The organism is Micromonospora sp. A3M-1-15, assembly GCF_024213425.1.
Classification (GTDB): Bacteria; Actinomycetota; Actinomycetes; order Mycobacteriales; family Micromonosporaceae; genus Micromonospora; species Micromonospora chersina.
The window spans coordinates 171,867-187,480 of record NZ_JANAVK010000006.1; the positions used below are offsets into that span (position 1 = coordinate 171,867).

At 72.5% G+C, this 15,614-nt stretch carries 12 protein-coding genes; 7 read left to right on the plus strand and 5 right to left on the minus strand.

Annotated elements, in window-relative coordinates:
- Positions 1-3 precede the first annotated feature (3 nt).
- The 4 genes from NLX85_RS27185 to NLX85_RS27200 are packed head-to-tail and all read left to right on the plus strand — an operon-like array spanning position 4 to position 3,986.
- Entirely contained in the window at positions 4-456 is a 453-nt protein-coding gene (locus tag NLX85_RS27185; RefSeq protein ID WP_254339818.1) for a MaoC family dehydratase, read from the plus strand.
- Positions 453-1,481 carry a phosphotransferase gene (locus NLX85_RS27190; RefSeq protein WP_254339819.1) on the plus strand — a complete coding sequence of 343 codons (1,029 nt, stop codon included), beginning with the start codon at positions 453-455 and terminating at the stop codon, positions 1,479-1,481. Before NLX85_RS27185 ends, NLX85_RS27190 begins: the two co-directional genes overlap by 4 nt.
- The gene (locus NLX85_RS27195) at positions 1,481-2,731 is read left to right on the plus strand and encodes an acyl-CoA dehydrogenase family protein (protein WP_254339821.1); all 1,251 of its coding nucleotides are present in this window, start codon (positions 1,481-1,483) and stop codon (positions 2,729-2,731) included. The genes NLX85_RS27190 and NLX85_RS27195 overlap by 1 nt, the downstream gene beginning before the upstream one ends.
- Positions 2,732-2,741: 10 nt before the next feature.
- Positions 2,742-3,986: a MalY/PatB family protein gene (locus NLX85_RS27200; RefSeq protein WP_254339823.1), complete on the plus strand. Its 1,245-nt coding sequence runs from the start codon at positions 2,742-2,744 to the stop codon at positions 3,984-3,986.
- Positions 3,987-4,145: 159 nt separating this feature from the next.
- Here the strand turns inward: NLX85_RS27200 and NLX85_RS27205 are convergent, their stop codons facing one another.
- The gene (locus NLX85_RS27205; protein ID WP_254339825.1) at positions 4,146-4,508 is read right to left on the minus strand and encodes an STAS domain-containing protein; all 363 of its coding nucleotides are present in this window, start codon (positions 4,506-4,508) and stop codon (positions 4,146-4,148) included.
- A gap of 306 nt (positions 4,509-4,814) precedes the next feature.
- Between NLX85_RS27205 and NLX85_RS27210 the strand changes: the two genes are divergently transcribed.
- Complete coding sequence (locus NLX85_RS27210; protein ID WP_254339828.1) at positions 4,815-5,519, plus strand: GAF and ANTAR domain-containing protein; 705 nt, start codon at positions 4,815-4,817, stop codon at positions 5,517-5,519.
- Between the two features lie 78 nt (positions 5,520-5,597).
- On the opposite strand, the gene NLX85_RS27215 is transcribed toward NLX85_RS27210, so the two are convergent.
- Positions 5,598-6,158, minus strand: coding sequence for an NADPH-dependent FMN reductase (locus tag NLX85_RS27215; RefSeq protein WP_254339830.1), 561 nt, complete (start codon positions 6,156-6,158; stop codon positions 5,598-5,600).
- 138 nt (positions 6,159-6,296) lie between these two features.
- On the opposite strand from NLX85_RS27215, the gene NLX85_RS27220 reads away from it, so the two are divergent.
- Complete coding sequence (locus NLX85_RS27220; RefSeq protein ID WP_254339832.1) at positions 6,297-6,761, plus strand: MarR family winged helix-turn-helix transcriptional regulator; 465 nt, start codon at positions 6,297-6,299, stop codon at positions 6,759-6,761.
- 81 nt (positions 6,762-6,842) lie between these two features.
- Here NLX85_RS27220 and NLX85_RS27225 read toward each other — a convergent pair whose 3' ends face one another.
- Positions 6,843-7,880, minus strand: coding sequence for an LLM class flavin-dependent oxidoreductase (locus NLX85_RS27225; protein WP_254339833.1), 1,038 nt, complete (start codon positions 7,878-7,880; stop codon positions 6,843-6,845).
- Between the two features lie 36 nt (positions 7,881-7,916).
- On the minus strand, positions 7,917-8,606 hold the full coding sequence (locus NLX85_RS27230; RefSeq protein ID WP_254339835.1) for an NADPH-dependent F420 reductase: 690 nt from the start codon (positions 8,604-8,606) through the stop codon (positions 7,917-7,919).
- A gap of 287 nt (positions 8,607-8,893) precedes the next feature.
- Between NLX85_RS27230 and NLX85_RS27235 the strand changes: the two genes are divergently transcribed.
- Entirely contained in the window at positions 8,894-14,353 is a 5,460-nt protein-coding gene (locus NLX85_RS27235; RefSeq protein ID WP_254339843.1) for a carboxyl transferase domain-containing protein, read from the plus strand.
- Between the two features lie 111 nt (positions 14,354-14,464).
- Here NLX85_RS27235 and NLX85_RS27240 read toward each other — a convergent pair whose 3' ends face one another.
- Entirely contained in the window at positions 14,465-15,571 is a 1,107-nt protein-coding gene (locus tag NLX85_RS27240; RefSeq protein WP_254339845.1) for a sugar-binding protein, read from the minus strand.
- Positions 15,572-15,614 lie beyond the last annotated feature (43 nt).

The following is a 15,614-nucleotide window of genomic DNA, read 5'->3' on the forward strand; positions in this document are numbered from 1 at the left end:
ACGATGAGGGTCTTCCAGGGCATCGAGGAGCTGGAGCAGGCGGTCGGCACCCACCTCGGGCACTCCGGCTGGCACCGGATCACGCAGCGGCAGATCGACGCCTTCGCCGAGGCGACAGGCGACCACCAGTGGATCCACGTCGACCCGGTGCGGGCCGCCCGCAGCCCGTTCGGCGGGACCATCGCACACGGGTACCTGACGCTGTCGCTGGTGCCCATGCTGGTCTGGCAGGTCTACCGGGTCGAGGGGCTGACCATGGGAGTGAACTACGGCGCCAACAGGCTCCGCTTCCCCGCTCCGGTCCCGGTCGACTCCGAGGTGCGGGCCGGCGTGGAGCTGCTGTCGCTGGCGCCCGGCGGTGGCGGCTACCAGCTGACCGCGAAGGTGACCGTCGAGCTGGCGGGCGGCGGTAAGCCGGCTTGCGTCGTCGAGACCGTCAGCGTCCTGGTCCCGTGACCGCCCCGACGCTCCCGGACCCGCCGGGCCTCGATCTGGCCCGGCTGGCCGGCTGGTTCGCCGCCTCGGTGCCCGGGGCGGCGGGGGTGTCGAGCGCCCGGCTGATCGCCGGCGGGAAGTCCAACCTCACCTACGAGGTCGGTGACGGGCGGACGACCTGGATCGTGCGGCGGCCGCCGCTGGGGCACGTGCTGTCGACCGCGCACGACATGGCCCGGGAGTACCGCGTCATGTCGGCGCTGCACGCCACCGACGTGCCGGTCCCGGCGACCTACGCGCTCTGCGCGGACACCGGCGTGCTCGGCGCGCCGTTCTACGTCATGGAGCGGGTCGCCGGCACGGCGTACCGGCACGCGGCCGAACTCGAACGGCTCGGCCCGGAACGCACCCGGGTGATCTCGACGAGGCTTGTCGACACCCTGGCCACCCTGCACGCGGTCGACCCGGCGGCCGTGGGGCTCGCCGACTTCGGCCGGCCCGAGGGGTTCCTGGCCCGGCAGGTGCGGCGGTGGCGCAGGCAGCTCGACGCGTCGTACTGCCGGGACCTGCCGGCCGCCGACGAGCTGTACGCCCGCCTCGCGGCCGACGTGCCGGCCGATTCGACGCCGGGCATCGTGCACGGCGACTACCGCCTCGACAACGTCCTCGTCGACGACGGCGACCGCCTCGCCGCGGTCATCGACTGGGAGATGGCCACCCTCGGCGACCCGCTCACCGACCTGGCGCTGCTGGTGCTCTACCAGCGCCTGGGCCGGCTCGTGGGCACCGCGGTGGCCGAGGCGTCGTCCGCGCCCGGCTTCCTGACCGAGGACGAGATCCTCGACCGGTACGCGACCGCCCGCGGGCGCGCCCTCCCGCCGCTCGGTTTCCATCTCGGCCTGGCGGCCTTCAAGCTGGCCGTGATCCTCGAGGGCATCCACGTCCGCCACCTGCGCGGCCAGACCGTCGGCGCCGGCTTCGAGCAGGTCGGCGAGGTCACCGAACTGCTGCTCGACGCCGGCCTGACCTACCTGAAGGAGCACTGATGGACTTCGCCCTGGACCCGCGGACCGAGGGGCTGCGCGACAACCTTCTGGACTTCATGGACACCCAGGTCCACCCGGCCGAGCAGGTCTTCCACGAGCAGCTCGGGCAGCTCGACGACCGCTGGGCCTGGGACTCGGCGCCGGTCCTCGCGGAGTTGCGCACCGCGGCGCGCAAGCGGGGGCTGTGGAACCTCTTCCTGCCGGGTGAGCACGGTGCCGGCCTGACCAACCTGCAGTACGCCCCGCTCGCCGAGATCACCGGGCGGAGCCACCTCGCGCCGGCCGCGGTGAACTGCGCCGCGCCGGACACCGGCAACATGGAGGTGCTGGCGATGTTCGGCACCGGCCAGCAGCGCAGGCAGTGGCTGGAACCGTTGCTGGACGGCGAGATCCGGTCCTCGTTCGCCATGACGGAGCCCGACGTGGCCTCGTCGGACGCCACGAACATCGCCACCCGGATCGAGCGGGACGGCGACCACTACGTGATCAACGGCCGGAAGTGGTGGATCACCGGCGCCATGAACCCGAACGCGCGGATCCTCATCGTGATGGGCAAGACCGATCCGCACGCCGAGCGGCACCGCCAGCAGTCCATGGTGCTGGTCCCGCGGGACACCCCGGGCCTGGAGATCACGCGGGGCATGGAGGTGTTCGGGTACGACGACCACGACCACGGCGGGCACGCCGAGCTGGCGTTCCACGACGTACGGGTGCCGGTCGAGAACCTGATCGGCGCCGAGGGCGACGGGTTCGCGATCGCCCAGGCCCGGCTCGGCCCCGGCCGCATCCACCACTGCATGCGCTCCATCGGCCTGGCCGAGCGGGCCGTCGAGCTGATGTGCGCCCGCGCCGAGCAGCGGGTCGCGTTCGGCCGGCCGCTGGCCGAGCAGGGCGTGATCCGGGAGTGGATCGCCGAGTCGCGGGTGCGGATCGAACAGCTGCGCCTGCTGGTGCTCAAGACGGCCTGGCTCATGGACACCGTCGGCAACAAGGGCGCGCACACCGAGATCCAGGCCATCAAGATCGCCACCCCGGCGACCGTCCAGTGGATCCTGGACAAGGCGATCCAGGTGCACGGCGCCGCGGGGCTGTCCCAGGACTTCCCGTTGGCGAGGGCGTACGCCGGCATCCGCACGCTGCGCTTCGCCGACGGACCGGACGAGGTGCACCGCAACGCCCTGGCCCGCCACGAGCTGCGCCGCCAGGCCGCCGCCCGGAGGGGGAACGACAGCGGGAGGGGCACGGCCTAGGGTGGTGGGCATGGCTGGCCCCGCCCCCTCGGCCGACGGCTCCGCGGCCCGGAATCCGCTCACCGTGCTCACGCTGGACGACCTCCGGCAGCGCAGCAGCGTGAAGTGGCGGATGCACCCGCCGGACGTGCTTCCCCTCTGGGTCGCGGAGCAGGACGTGCCCCTGGCCGCGCCGGTGGCCGACGTGCTGCGCCGCGCGGTCGACCTCGGTGACACCGGCTACTCGCACGGCACGGCGTACGCCGAGGCGCTCGGCGAGTTCGCCGCCGGCCGCTGGGACTGGCACGACTTCCGGGTCGAGCGCACCAGCGTCGTTCCCGACGTGATGATGGGCGTCGTCGAGGTGCTCCGGCTGGTGACCGCTCCCGGTGACGCCGTGGTCGTCTGCTCCCCCGTCTACCCGCCCTTCTACGCGTTCGTCGACCACGCCGGTCGGCGGGTGATCGAGGCCCCGCTGGGACCCGACCTGCGGATGGACCCCGCCGCTCTCGACGAGGCGTTCCGCCGGGCCCGGGCCTGCGGCAGCCGGCCGGCGTTCCTGCTGTGCAACCCGCACAACCCGACCGGCGTGGTCCACCGCCGCGACGAGCTGGAGGCGGTCGCCGAGCTGGCCCGCCGGCACGGGGTGCGGGTGGTCTCCGACGAGATCCACGCCCCGCTGGTGCTGCCCGGGGCGCGTTTCACCCCGTACCTCACGGTGTCCGGCGCCGAGGACGCGTTCGCCCTCACCTCCGCCTCCAAGGCGTGGAACCTCGCCGGCCTCAAGGCGGCGCTCGCGGTCGCCGGGCCGGAGGCCGCCGCCGACCTGCGCCGCATGCCCGAAGAGGTCAGCCACGGGCCGAGCCACCTGGGCGTCCTCGCGCACACCGCCGCGTTCCGTGCCGGCGGGCCGTGGCTGGACCTCCTCCTCGACGGCCTCGACGCCAACCGCACCCTGCTGGAGACCCTGCTGGCGAAGCACCTGCCGGCCGTCACCCACAGCCGGCCCGAGGGCACCTACCTCGCCTGGCTGGACTGCACCCGCTTGGGCATCCCCACCGAGCAGCCCGCCGGCGGGCCCGGGGTGGCCAGCGACCTCGCCGGGCCGGCGAAGTGGTTCCTCGACCAGGCGCGGGTCGCCCTCAGCTCGGGGCACGTCTTCGGCACCGGCGGCACCGGATTCGTACGCCTCAACTTCGCCACCTCGCCCGCGATCCTCACCGAGGCCGTCACCCGGATGGGCCGGGCCGTCGACGGGCGCCTCCCCACGGGCTGAGCCCGCGGCCCCCGGCCCGACGGCCGGCGTGGGCGGCCCCGTGGCTGCGGTCACGGGGCCGTTTCGGGCTGATCCACCTCGGGTATCAGCCGCACGCCGGCGGGCAGCGGTCCGATGTGATCGCCGCCCTCCGCGGACGGACGTGGAGGGAAAGGCAGGTCACTCGGTGGTGAATTCGTCCTTGAGGCCGACGATGTCGAGGACCTTGACGGTGATCCGGGAGGGCTCGCGCACCACCAGGGTGCAGCCCGCCGAGGCGACTCGCCGGCGAACCGTCAGCAGCGCGTTGACGCCGGCGGCGCAGAAGAAGGTGACCCCGCTCAGGTCGAGCACCAGAACCGGGGCCGGTCCGCCACCCATCAGCCGGTCCACGAGGGCGACGAGCCGGCCGACGGTCGCCAGGTCGAGCGGGCCCCCGACCAGCACCACCACCGCCGGGCCCTCCCGGGCGAGCGCCAGGGACAGGGTTGGCGGGCGGGCGGTCTCCCGGGCCTCGGAATGCTGCGCGTGGTCGACGGACATGAGCTGCTCCTCCGGTGAGGACGTCAGACCGGGTTGATGCGCGCGCCCACCATCGGCCGCGCGGCACTGGTCCTGGGCTCATGTCCGAACCCACCCCGACAGTAGCCCCGTTCCGTCCGATTGGCACCCCGCCGATCGCGGAAACGTGGGCTCCTCGACAGAAAAGGCACCGGTCACGCTCCCTCGGGGGCGGGCCGGAGCAGTGACGTCGCCTCTGGTGCGACCGAACAGGCACATGGATTACAGGAGGTAGCGGTGGTAGCCGGTGCTGCTGACCCGTCTCTGGCCTCGGCCTACGGCCGACTGTTGGCGCTGCTCGCCGACTCACCGCACGTCGACGTGTTCCTGGACCGGATCGTCCGGGTGGCGGCGGAGGTCGTCGCCCCCGCGGTGGCGTGCGGGCTGACCGTGCGCCGCGACGGCGGCGCCATGACGGTCGCGAGCAGCGGCGACCTCGCGGCGCAGGGCGACGAGATCCAGTACGGGACCGACGAGGGCCCCTGCCTCGCGGCGCTGCGGCAGGGCCAGGTCGTCGAGGTGTTCGACCTGCGCGACGACCAGCGCTGGCGCGGCTACCGCGAACACGCGCTCCGGCTCGGCATCCGCAGTTCGCTGTCGCTGCCGGTGACTGTCGACCGCGAGACGGTCGGCGCGTTGAACCTCTACGCCACCCAGCCGCGCGCCTTCACCGAAACGGCACACCGGCACGCCCTGGCGTTCACCGAACAGGCGTCGGTGGCGCTGACCGTCATTCTCCGGCAGACCGACCAGGCGCTGCTCCAGCAGCAGCTCACCGACGCGATGGCCTCACGCAGCGTCATCGACCAGGCCCTCGGGGTGATCATGGGCCAGCAGCGGTGCACCGCCACAGAGGCGTTCGCCCTGCTCCGGCAGGCGTCCCAGAACCGCAACCGCAAGCTGCGGGACGTGGCCGCGGAGATCATCACCCAGGTCACCGGCGAGTCCCCGCAGCCGGCCCCCGGATTTCAGACGCCCCGCCAGCAGGCCTGAGCGGGGCCACCGCCCCGACGGTACGACGACGGCCGCGGAGGTTCCGCGGCCGTCCTCGGTTTCGGGTCGGGAAGATGTTCAGCGGTCACGCAGCGGGGCGAGCGCGGTGCTCCAGGCCACGACCTGGTCGAGGGTGGCGTTGAGGGCGTCCTGCTGGAACTGGCTGGGCTTGAAGACGCTGAAGTTCTCGAAGTCGGTGAAGAGCGACAGCGCCACCTGGGACCGGACGTCGGCCATCTGCAGCTCGCCGGCGATCAGCCGCAGGTGCTCCACGGCTCGGGTGCCGCCGGCGGAGCCGTAGCTGACGAAACCGACGGCCTTGTTGTTCCACTCCGCGTAGAGGAAGTCGATGGCGTTCTTGAGGGCGCCCGAGGTGGAGTGGTTGTACTCCGGGGTGACCATCACGAACCCGTCGAACGACGCGATGGTGTTGGCCCAGCGCAGCGTGTGCGGCTGGGTGTACTGACCCATCGCCGGCGGGTACGCCTCGTCCAGGTGCGGCAGCTGGTGGTCGAGCAGGTCGATCAGCTCGAACTGCGCGTCGCTGCGCTGCTTGGCGACGTCGAACACCCAGCGGGCGACCGACTCGCCGTTACGGCCCGGGCGGGTGCTGCCGAGGATGATTCCGATCCTGGTCATGTCGTGGAGACCCTTCCAAAGTCCTTGACTGGTCAAGGACACGCTAGCCATTCATTGCTTCGTCAAGCAACTAAGCGTCGCGTGGCGACAGTCACCGTCGGACGTGTGATTGCTCGGTCAAGCAAGTACGATGGGGACATGTCCGCCGTCGCACCGGAATCGCCGCGCCCCCTCAATGCCGAGGAGGAAGCGCTCGTCCGCTCGCTGGGCCGGATCATGCACGTGCTGCCCCGCACGATCGACGCCGACATGGTGGGTGACCACCAACTGCCCCTCACCGAGTACACGGCGCTGATGCACCTCTCCGAGGCGCCGGGCCGGCGGATGCGGATGAGCGAGCTCGCGGCGTCGTGCCAGCTTTCGCTGAGCGGGATGACCCGCACCATCGGTCGGCTGGAGACGCAGGGCCTGGTCGAGCGGGCCAAGTGCGCGGAGGACGCGCGCGGTTGGAACGCCGTCCTCACCGACGCCGGTCTCGCCCGGCTCCAGGAATCGTGGCCGAGTCATCTGGCCAGCGTGCGGCGGCGGTTCCTCGACCACTTCGAGGGCATCGACCTCGTCCAGTTGGCCCGCGCGTTCCAGCGCGTCGGAACGGCCGACTGAGCCCTTCCCCGGCCCCCCGACGGCCGGCCGCCGCCGATCGATCCGGCCGCCCGCGGCGCGGACGGCCGGACCGGGAGCCGGTCAGCTCAGCAGTTCCCGGACGCGCGGGATGACCCGGGTGCCGTAGAGCTCGATGGCGGTCATCAGGGCCCCGTGCGAGAGGCCGCCCATGCCGTACTTCATCTCGAAGCGGTTCGCGCCGAGCACAGGGAGGTTCGCGGCGATCTTCCGAGCGACGGTCTCGGGCGACCCGACGTAGAGCGCCCCGTGCGGCCCGACCTCCCGCAGGAAAGACTCCCGGGTCGGCACGGCGAATCCGCGGGTCCGGGCGACCCGGCGGACGACCTGCTGGTAGCGGGGGAAGAACTCCTCGCGGGCCTGCTCGTCGGTGGCGGCGACATGCCCGGGCGAATGCACGCCGATCGGCAGAGGATCCTTGCCGAGCTGCGTGAGCGCCTGGTGGAAGAGGCGGGAGAAGGGCGCGAAGCGGGCCGGCGACCCGCCGATGATCGCGAGCATCAACGAGTAGTCGTAGCGGGCGGCGCGGATCACCGACTGCGGGTTGCCGCCGACGCCGATCCAGGCCGGGAACGGTCCGGACTCGGTGTGCGGCACGACGTCCTGCTCGTGCAGCGGCGCGCGCACGGTGCCCTTCCAGGTGACCGGCCCGCCCTTGAGCAGCTCGGCGAAGAGCTGCGCCTTCTCCTCGAAGAGCTGCTCGTAGTCGGCCAGGTCGTAGCCGAACAGGGGGAACGAGTCGATGCTCGACCCGCGGCCGAGGATCACCTCCGCCCGGCCGTCGGAGACCGCGTTCAGGGTGGAGTAGCGCTGGAAGACCCGCACCGGGTCGTCGGAGCTGAGCACCGTGACCGCCGAGCCGAGGCGGATCCGGGTCGTGCGGCCGGCGATCGCGCCGAGCACCACGTCGGCGGCGGAGAGCGGGAAGTCGTCGGTGTGGTGCTCACCGATGCCGAAGAAGTCCACGCCCACCTGGTCGGCCAGGACACCCTGCTCGACGATGTCGCGGATGGTCCGGGCGTGGGAGACCGGGCGGTCGTCGGCGTCGTGGGTGACGTCGCCGAACGTGTCCAGGCCGAGCACGAGGGGAAAGGAAGTCACGATGAGCCTCTGTCTCTGTGGTGGGAGCGGGAGCCGCTAGCCGGCCAGCGCCCGCGCGAACTCGGTCCTGCCCAGCGACACCCCGAAGACCGGGCCGCCGGGTTGGAGCAGGCGGCCGGCGCGTAGACCGTCGAGCCGGACGGCGTCGTAGCCGATGCGCTCGATCAGGTCCGCCACGATGCGCAGCGCGGCGCCGTCGTCACCGGCCACACCCAGCGCGCGGCGGTCCGGCGCGCCCGGCGGGCGGCGGTCGTCCTCCAGCTCGTGGTAGCCGATGTGGTTCAGCGTCTTCACGACGGTCGAGCGGGCGAGCCGACGCTGGACGATTTCGCTGCTGCCGTACCGGGGATCGTCGAACATCTCCTGGACGCCGTCGACGGGCGGCCAGTAGTTCATCGTGTCGACCACGAGCCGGTCGGCGAGCAGGGCGGGGTCGAGGCTCGGGAGCCGGTGCAGCGGTATCGCCAGCACGACGATCTCGGCGTCCGCGACGGCGTCGGCCGCCCAGCGGGCCTCGGCGCCGGGGGCAAGCACGTCGGCGATCAGCGCGATGTTCACCGGGTCGCCGGAGGCCGCGATCGTCACCGGGTAACCGGCGGCCGTCGCGACCCGGGCGATCACCGGCCCGGTGTGCCCGGCGCCGAGCACGGCCAGCCGCGGCCGGGACGACAGGGTCGCCGTCGCGGCCGGAGCGGGACCCGCCGTGGCGAGATCGTCGTTTCCCATGCGTGCAACCTCATTTCCTTGACTGGTCAAGCATATCTCGCATGCTTGACCAGTCAAGGAAGCCCCGGTTCGCTGACGGTACTCCCCGGTAGCCGGACCGGGCCCCGCGCGAAGCCGCCCAGCCCTCAGGAGCGCCAAAAAGTTTTGTTCGGTTCCTACAACTCGCGCCGCTCAGGGTTCGGCGGTTACGACATGGCGCCGCCGGCCGGCACGCGGAAAGGTGATCACTGCCGGGGGTTGTCGCCTCGCGGCGCGTACATCGTGGGTCCAACGGAGGGGTCGGTCGGGTGTTCAGCCGTGTCGCCATCGTCAACCGTGGAGAGGCCGCGATGCGGCTCATCCACGCCGTCCGGGAGCTGGCCGCGGAGACCGGGACCCGGATCGAGACCGTCGCCCTGCACACCGACGTCGACCGCGACGCCACGTTCGTGCGCGAGGCGGACGTCGCGTACGACCTCGGGCCGGCGTCCGCGCGCCCGTACCTGAACCTGGCGGCGCTGGAACGCGCGCTGGTGGAGACCCGGGCCGACGCCGCCTGGGTGGGCTGGGGTTTCGTCGCGGAGGATCCGGCGTTCGCCGAGCTGTGCGAGAAGATCGGGGTCACCTTCGTCGGACCGAGCCCCGAGGCCATGCGCCAGCTCGGCGACAAGATCGGCGCCAAGCTGATCGCCGAGGAGGTCGGCGTGCCGGTCGCGCCGTGGAGCCGCGGCGCGGTCGAGACGCTGGACGCCGCCCGGGCGGCGGCGGCCGAGATCGGCTACCCGCTGATGCTGAAGGCCACCGCGGGCGGCGGCGGTCGCGGCATCCGCGTGATCACGAACGAGGCCGAGCTGGACGACGCGTACGAGCGCACCAGCCAGGAGGCGGCGCGGGCGTTCGGCAGCGGGATCGTGTTCCTGGAGCGCCTGGTCACCGGCGCCCGGCACGTCGAGGTCCAGGTGATCGCCGACGGCCAGGGCACCGCGTGGGCGCTCGGCGTCCGGGACTGCTCGGTGCAGCGGCGCAACCAGAAGGTCATCGAGGAGTCGGCGTCGCCGGTGCTCAGCCCGGAGCAGGCCGCCGAGCTCAAGGCGTCGGCCGAGCGACTGGCCGTCGCGGTCGGCTACCGCGGCGCGGCGACCGTCGAGTTCCTCTACCACCCCGGCGACCGGCTGTTCGCCTTCCTCGAGGTCAACACCCGCCTCCAGGTGGAACACCCGATCACCGAGTCCACCACCGGGTTCGACCTGGTCAAGGCGCAGTTGCACGTGGCCGCCGGCGGGCGGCTGCTCGGCGAGCCGCCGGCGGAGCGCGGGCACGCCATCGAGGCCCGGCTGAACGCCGAGGACCCGGACCGCGACTTCGCGCCCTCCCCCGGCCGCATCGCCCGGCTGGACCTGCCCGCCGGGCCCGGCATCCGGGTGGACACCGGCGTCAGTGAGGGCGACACCATCCCCGCCGACTTCGACTCGATGATCGCGAAGATCATCGCCTACGGCCGGGACCGCGACGAGGCGCTCGGCCGGCTGCGCCGGGCCATGGCGAACACCACGGTGGTCATCGAGGGCGGCGCGACGAACAAGAGCTTCGTGCTCGACCTGCTCGACCAGCCCGAGGTGATCGACGCCAGCGCGGACACCGGCTGGATCGACCGGGTCCGCGGCGAGGGCCGGCTCGTCGCGCACCGGCACTCCGCCGTCGCGCTGGCGGCCGCCGCCATCGAGACGTACGAGGAGGAGGAGCGCGTCGAGCGGCAGCGGCTGCTGTCGACGGCGTCCGGCGGCCGCCCGCAGGTGCAGCACTCCAGCGGCCGTCCGCTGGACCTCAAGCTGCGCGGCGTCGCCTACCGGATGCGCGTGGCGCGGGTCGGCGCGCACCGGTTCCGGGTCGGCATCGAGACGGGCGAGGGTGTCCGCACGGCCGACGTGGAGCTGGACCGCTTCGACCGGCACACCGGGCAGATCGTGGTCAACGGCGTCCGGTACCGCGTGCTCACCGACACGTACGGGCCGACCCACCTGGTCGAGGTGGACGGCGTGACGCACCGGGTCAGCCGCGACGAGGGCGGCGTGCTCCGCTCCCCCATGCCCGCACTGGTCGTGGCCACGCCGCTGGCGGTCGGCGCCGAGGTCGAGGCGGGCGCGCCGGTGCTGGTGCTGGAGGCCATGAAGATGGAGACGGTGCTGCGGGCGCCGTTCCGGGCGCGGCTGAAGGAGTGCGCCGTCGCCGTGGGCACCCAGGTGGAGGCCGGCGCGCCGCTGCTGCGGCTGGAGCCGCTCGCCGATGAGGGCGCCGAAGCCGCCGACGATCCGGCCGCGGCCACCGTCGAGCTGGACCTGCCCGCCGGGCCGGTGGAGATTCCGGCGCGGCAGCGCGCCGCCCGTGGCCAGGAGGACCTGCGCGGCCTGCTGCTGGGCTTCGACGTCGACCCGCACGACGACCGCCGGGTGCTCGACGACTACCTCGCGGCCCGGCAGGCGGCCACCGAGGAGGGCCACCGGCCGCTGGCCGCGGAGCTGGAACTCGTCAACGTGTTCGCCGACCTCGCCGAGCTGAGCCGCAACCGGCCGACGGGCGAGGACGGCGACGGCCACGTCCCGAGCGCCCGCGAGTACTTCCACACCTACCTGCAGAGCCTCGACATCGAGCGGGCCGGGCTGCCGGCCGCGTTCCAGGCCAAGCTCGGCAAGGCGCTCGGCCACTACGGGGTCAGCGACCTGGAGCGCTCCCCCGCGCTCGAGGCCGCCGTCTTCCGGATCTTCCTGGCCCAGCAGCGCGCGTCCGCCGACGCCGCGGTCGTCGCGACGCTGCTGCGGTCGTGGCTGCGGGAGCCGCCGCCGGACGAGGCGCTGCGGGAGCCCGCCGGCCTCGCGCTGGAGCGGCTGGTGGCCGCCACGCAGGTCCGCTTCCCGGTGGTCGCCGACCTCGCGCGGGGCGTGGTGTTCGCCTGGTTCGCCCAGCCGCTGCTGCGCCGCAACCGCGCCCGCGTCTACGCCGAGGTCCGCCGGCACCTGCGCCACCTCGACGCGCACCCGGACGCGCCGGACCGCGCCGACCGCGTCGCGGCGATGGTGCGCAGCACCGAGCCGCTGGTGCGGCTGCTCGGCCAGCGGCTCGTGCGCGACCACCTGGACAACGCGGTGATGCTGGAGGTGCTGACCCGGCGCTACTACGGCAACAAGGGACTCACCGGCGTCCACACCCGCGAGGTCGCGGGCTGCACGTTCGTGGTCGCCGGGCGCGCGGACTCGACGGTGGTCTCCGCCGCGGTGCGCTTCGACGCGCTCGGCGGCGCGCTGCGCGGGCTCGCGGAGCTGGCGGGCGGCACGGACGCCGTCGACGCCGACATCTACCTGGCGTGGGAGGACCAGCCGGAGGGCTTCGACGCCATGGCGGCCGCGCTGCACGAGGTCGTCGCCGCGCACCCGTTGCCGCCGCAGGTCCGCCGGGTCACCACCACCGTCGCGGGCCGCGCCGGCGCGGTGATGCACCACCACTTCACCTTCCGGGCGTCGGACACCGGGATGACCGAGGACCGGCTGATCCGCGGCCTGCACCCGTACATCGCGCAGCGGATGCAGCTGGAGCGGTTGAGCAAGTTCGACCTGACCCGGCTGCCGTCGGCGGACGAGGAGGTCTACCTCTTCCAGTGCGTGGCCCGGGAGAACCCGTCGGACCAGCGCCTCGTGGCGTTCGCGCAGGTGCGCGACCTGACCGAGCTGCGCGAGCAGGATGGGCGGCTGGTCGCGCTGCCGACGACCGAGGACACGGTGGCCGCCTGCCTCGACTCGATCCGCCGCGCGCAGTCGCGGCGGCCGTCGAAGTCGCGCTTCCAGACCAACCGCATCGTGATCTACGTCTGGCCGCCGAGCGAACTCACCCGCGAGGAGATGGAGATGATCGCCGGGCGGGTGCGCCCGACGACCGCGGGCGCCGGGCTGGAGGAGATCCTGTTCATCGCGCGGCAGCGCGACCGCAGGACCGGCGAGCTGACCAAGATCGCCGTACGGATCTCCTTCACCGCCACCGGCGGCGCCGAGCTGAGCGTCGGTGAGCCGCCCGTCGAGCCGGTCGAGCCGCTGGACGACTACCGGCTGAAGGTGCTGCGCGCGAGCAGCCGCAACACGGTGTACCCGTACGAGCTGACCGGCCTGCTCGGCGACTTCGTCGAGCACGACCTCGACGAGAAGCACGCGCTGGTGCCGGTCGACCGGCCCCGGGGGCGCAACAGCGCGGCGATCGTCGCGGGCGTGGTCACCACGCCGACCCCGCGGCATCCGCAGGGCGTCACCCGGGTCGTGCTGCTCGGCGACCCCACGAAGTCGCTCGGCGCGCTGTCGGAGCCGGAGTGCCGCCGGGTGATCGCCGCGCTGGACCTGGCCGAGCGGATGGGCGTGCCGCTGGAGTGGTACGCGCTGTCCGCCGGCGCCCGGATCTCGATGACCTCCGGCACGGAGAACATGGACTGGGTGGCGGCCGCGCTCAAGCGGATCGTCGAGTTCACCCAGGACGGCGGGGAGATCAACATCGTCGTGGCCGGCATCAACGTCGGTGCGCAGCCGTACTGGAACGCCGAGGCGACGATGCTCATGCACACCAAGGGCGTCCTGGTGATGACGCCGGACTCGGCCATGGTGCTGACCGGCAAGCAGTCGCTCGACTTCTCCGGCGGCGTGTCGGCCGAGGACAACTTCGGCATCGGCGGCTACGACCGGGTGATGGGCCCGAACGGGCAGGCCCAGTACTGGGCGCCGACCCTGCCCGCCGCGCGCGACGTGCTGATGGCGCACTACGACCACACGTACGTGGCGCCGGGCGAGTCGGCTCCGCGACGGGCGGCGACGACCGACCCCGTCGACCGGGACATCTCGGACTTCCCGCACACCGTGGCGGGCAGCGACTTCACCACGGTCGGCGAGATCTTCTCCGCCACGGCCAACCCCGACCGGAAGAAGCCGTTCGACATCCGGACCGTGATGCGGGCGCTCGCCGACCAGGACCACCCGGTCCTGGAGCGCTGGGCGGGCATGGCCGACGCCGAGACCGCGGTGGTGCAGGACGTGCACCTCGGCGGCATCCCGGTGTGCCTGCTCGGCATCGAGTCCCGGTCGGTGCCCCGCCGCGGCTTCCCGCCCACCGACGGCCCGGACACCTACACGGCCGGCACCCTGTTCCCGCGCTCGTCCAAGAAGGCCGCGCGGGCGATCAACGCGGCCAGCGGCAACCGACCGCTGGTGGTGCTGGCGAACCTGTCCGGCTTCGACGGCTCGCCCGAGTCGATGCGCAAGCTGCAACTGGAGTACGGGGCCGAGATCGGGCGCGCCATCGTGAACTTCCGCGGGCCCATCGTGTTCTGCGTGATCTCGCGCTACCACGGCGGCGCGTTCGTGGTGTTCTCGAAGGCGCTGAACCCCGACATGACCGTGCTGGCGCTGGAGGGCTCGTTCGCCTCGGTGCTGGGCGGGGCTCCGGCCGCCGCCGTGGTCTTCTCCGGCGACGTGACCGCCCGCACGGCGGCCGACCCCCGGGTCCGTGACCTGGAGGCCCGCGTGGCGGCCGCCTCCGGCGCGGACCGCGCCGCGCTGACCGCGGAACTGGACGAGCTCCGCTCGTCGGTGCGCGCGGAGAAGCTGGGCGAGGTGGCCACCGAGTTCGACCGGGTGCACAGCATCCAGCGCGCCGTCGAGGTCGGCTCCGTCGACGCGGTCGTCCGCGCGGCGGAACTCCGCCCCCGGGTCATCGAGGCCATCGAGTCCCACCTGCGGTGACCGCCCGGCGCGGCCGGGAGCGGGCGCTCCCGGCCGCGCCGCGGTCGCGGCCCAGCCGCACGAGGAAGGGCCCCGGAGCGAACTCCGGGGCCCTTCCGTTGTGCGTGGGAATTACTTGGTGAGCGAGGACAGCTTCGGGTCGTTGGCGTACGCCTCGGCCGCGTTGGCCTTGGTGACCGCCACCGGCGGGAGCAGGTAGGTGTCCACGACCTTGACGCCGTTGTTGTACGACTTGGTGTCGTTCACCTCGGGGGCGTTACCGGCCTGCAGGGACTTCACCATGGCGATGGTCTGCTTGACCAGGTTCCGGGTGTCCTTGTTGATCGTCATGTACTGCTCGCCAGCCATGATCGACTTGACCGACTCGACCTCGGAGTCCTGGCCGGTGACGACCGGGATCTTCTTGCCGGCACCCTTGATCGACGTGATGATCGCGCGGGCCAGGGTGTCGTTCGGGGAGAGGACGCCGTCCAGCTCCTTGTTGCCGTAGGTCGAGGTCAGCAGCTGGTCCATGCGGGCCTGGGCGCCCTCGGCCTTCCAGCCCTGGATGGCGGTCTGCTTGACGTCGGTCTGCTTCGAGGCGACGACCACGTTGCCCTTGTCGATCTCCGGCTTGAGCACGCTCATGGCGCCGTTGAAGAAGACACCGGCGTTGTTGTCGTCCGGCGAGCCGGAGAACAGCTCGATGTTGTACGGGCCGTTCGGCTTCTTGGCCTTCATGCCGTCCAGCAGGGCCTGGCCCTGGAGCTGGCCGACCTTGAAGTTGTCGAACGCGACGTAGTAGTCGAGGTCCGCGGTGTTGGTGATCAGGCGGTCGTACGCGATCACCTTCGCGCCGGCGGCGTGCGCGGCGGCGACCTGGGTCGACAGCTGCGCGGCGTCGGTCGCGCCGATGACGATGACCTTCGCGCCCTTGGTCACCATGGCGGTGATCTGGGCCTGCTGGTCGGCGACGGTGGTCGACGCGCCGGCGTACTGGACGTCGCTCTTGAAGCCGGCCTCCTTGAGGCCGTTGGTGAACAGGTCACCGGCGAGGACCCAGTTCTCCGAGGTCTTCGACGGCAGGGCGACGCCGATCAGGGAGTCGGCCGCGAAGCCCTTGGTGTCGCCCTTGGCGCCGCCGGTGTCGCCGTCGCGGCCGGAGCCGCAGGCGGTGGCGGTCAGGGCCAGCGCGGCGATGGCGCCGATGGCCATCGACTTGCCGATCAGTTTACGCATGGCTGGTGGTGCCCTTCTGGAGAGGTGTTACGGGGTGTGAGGC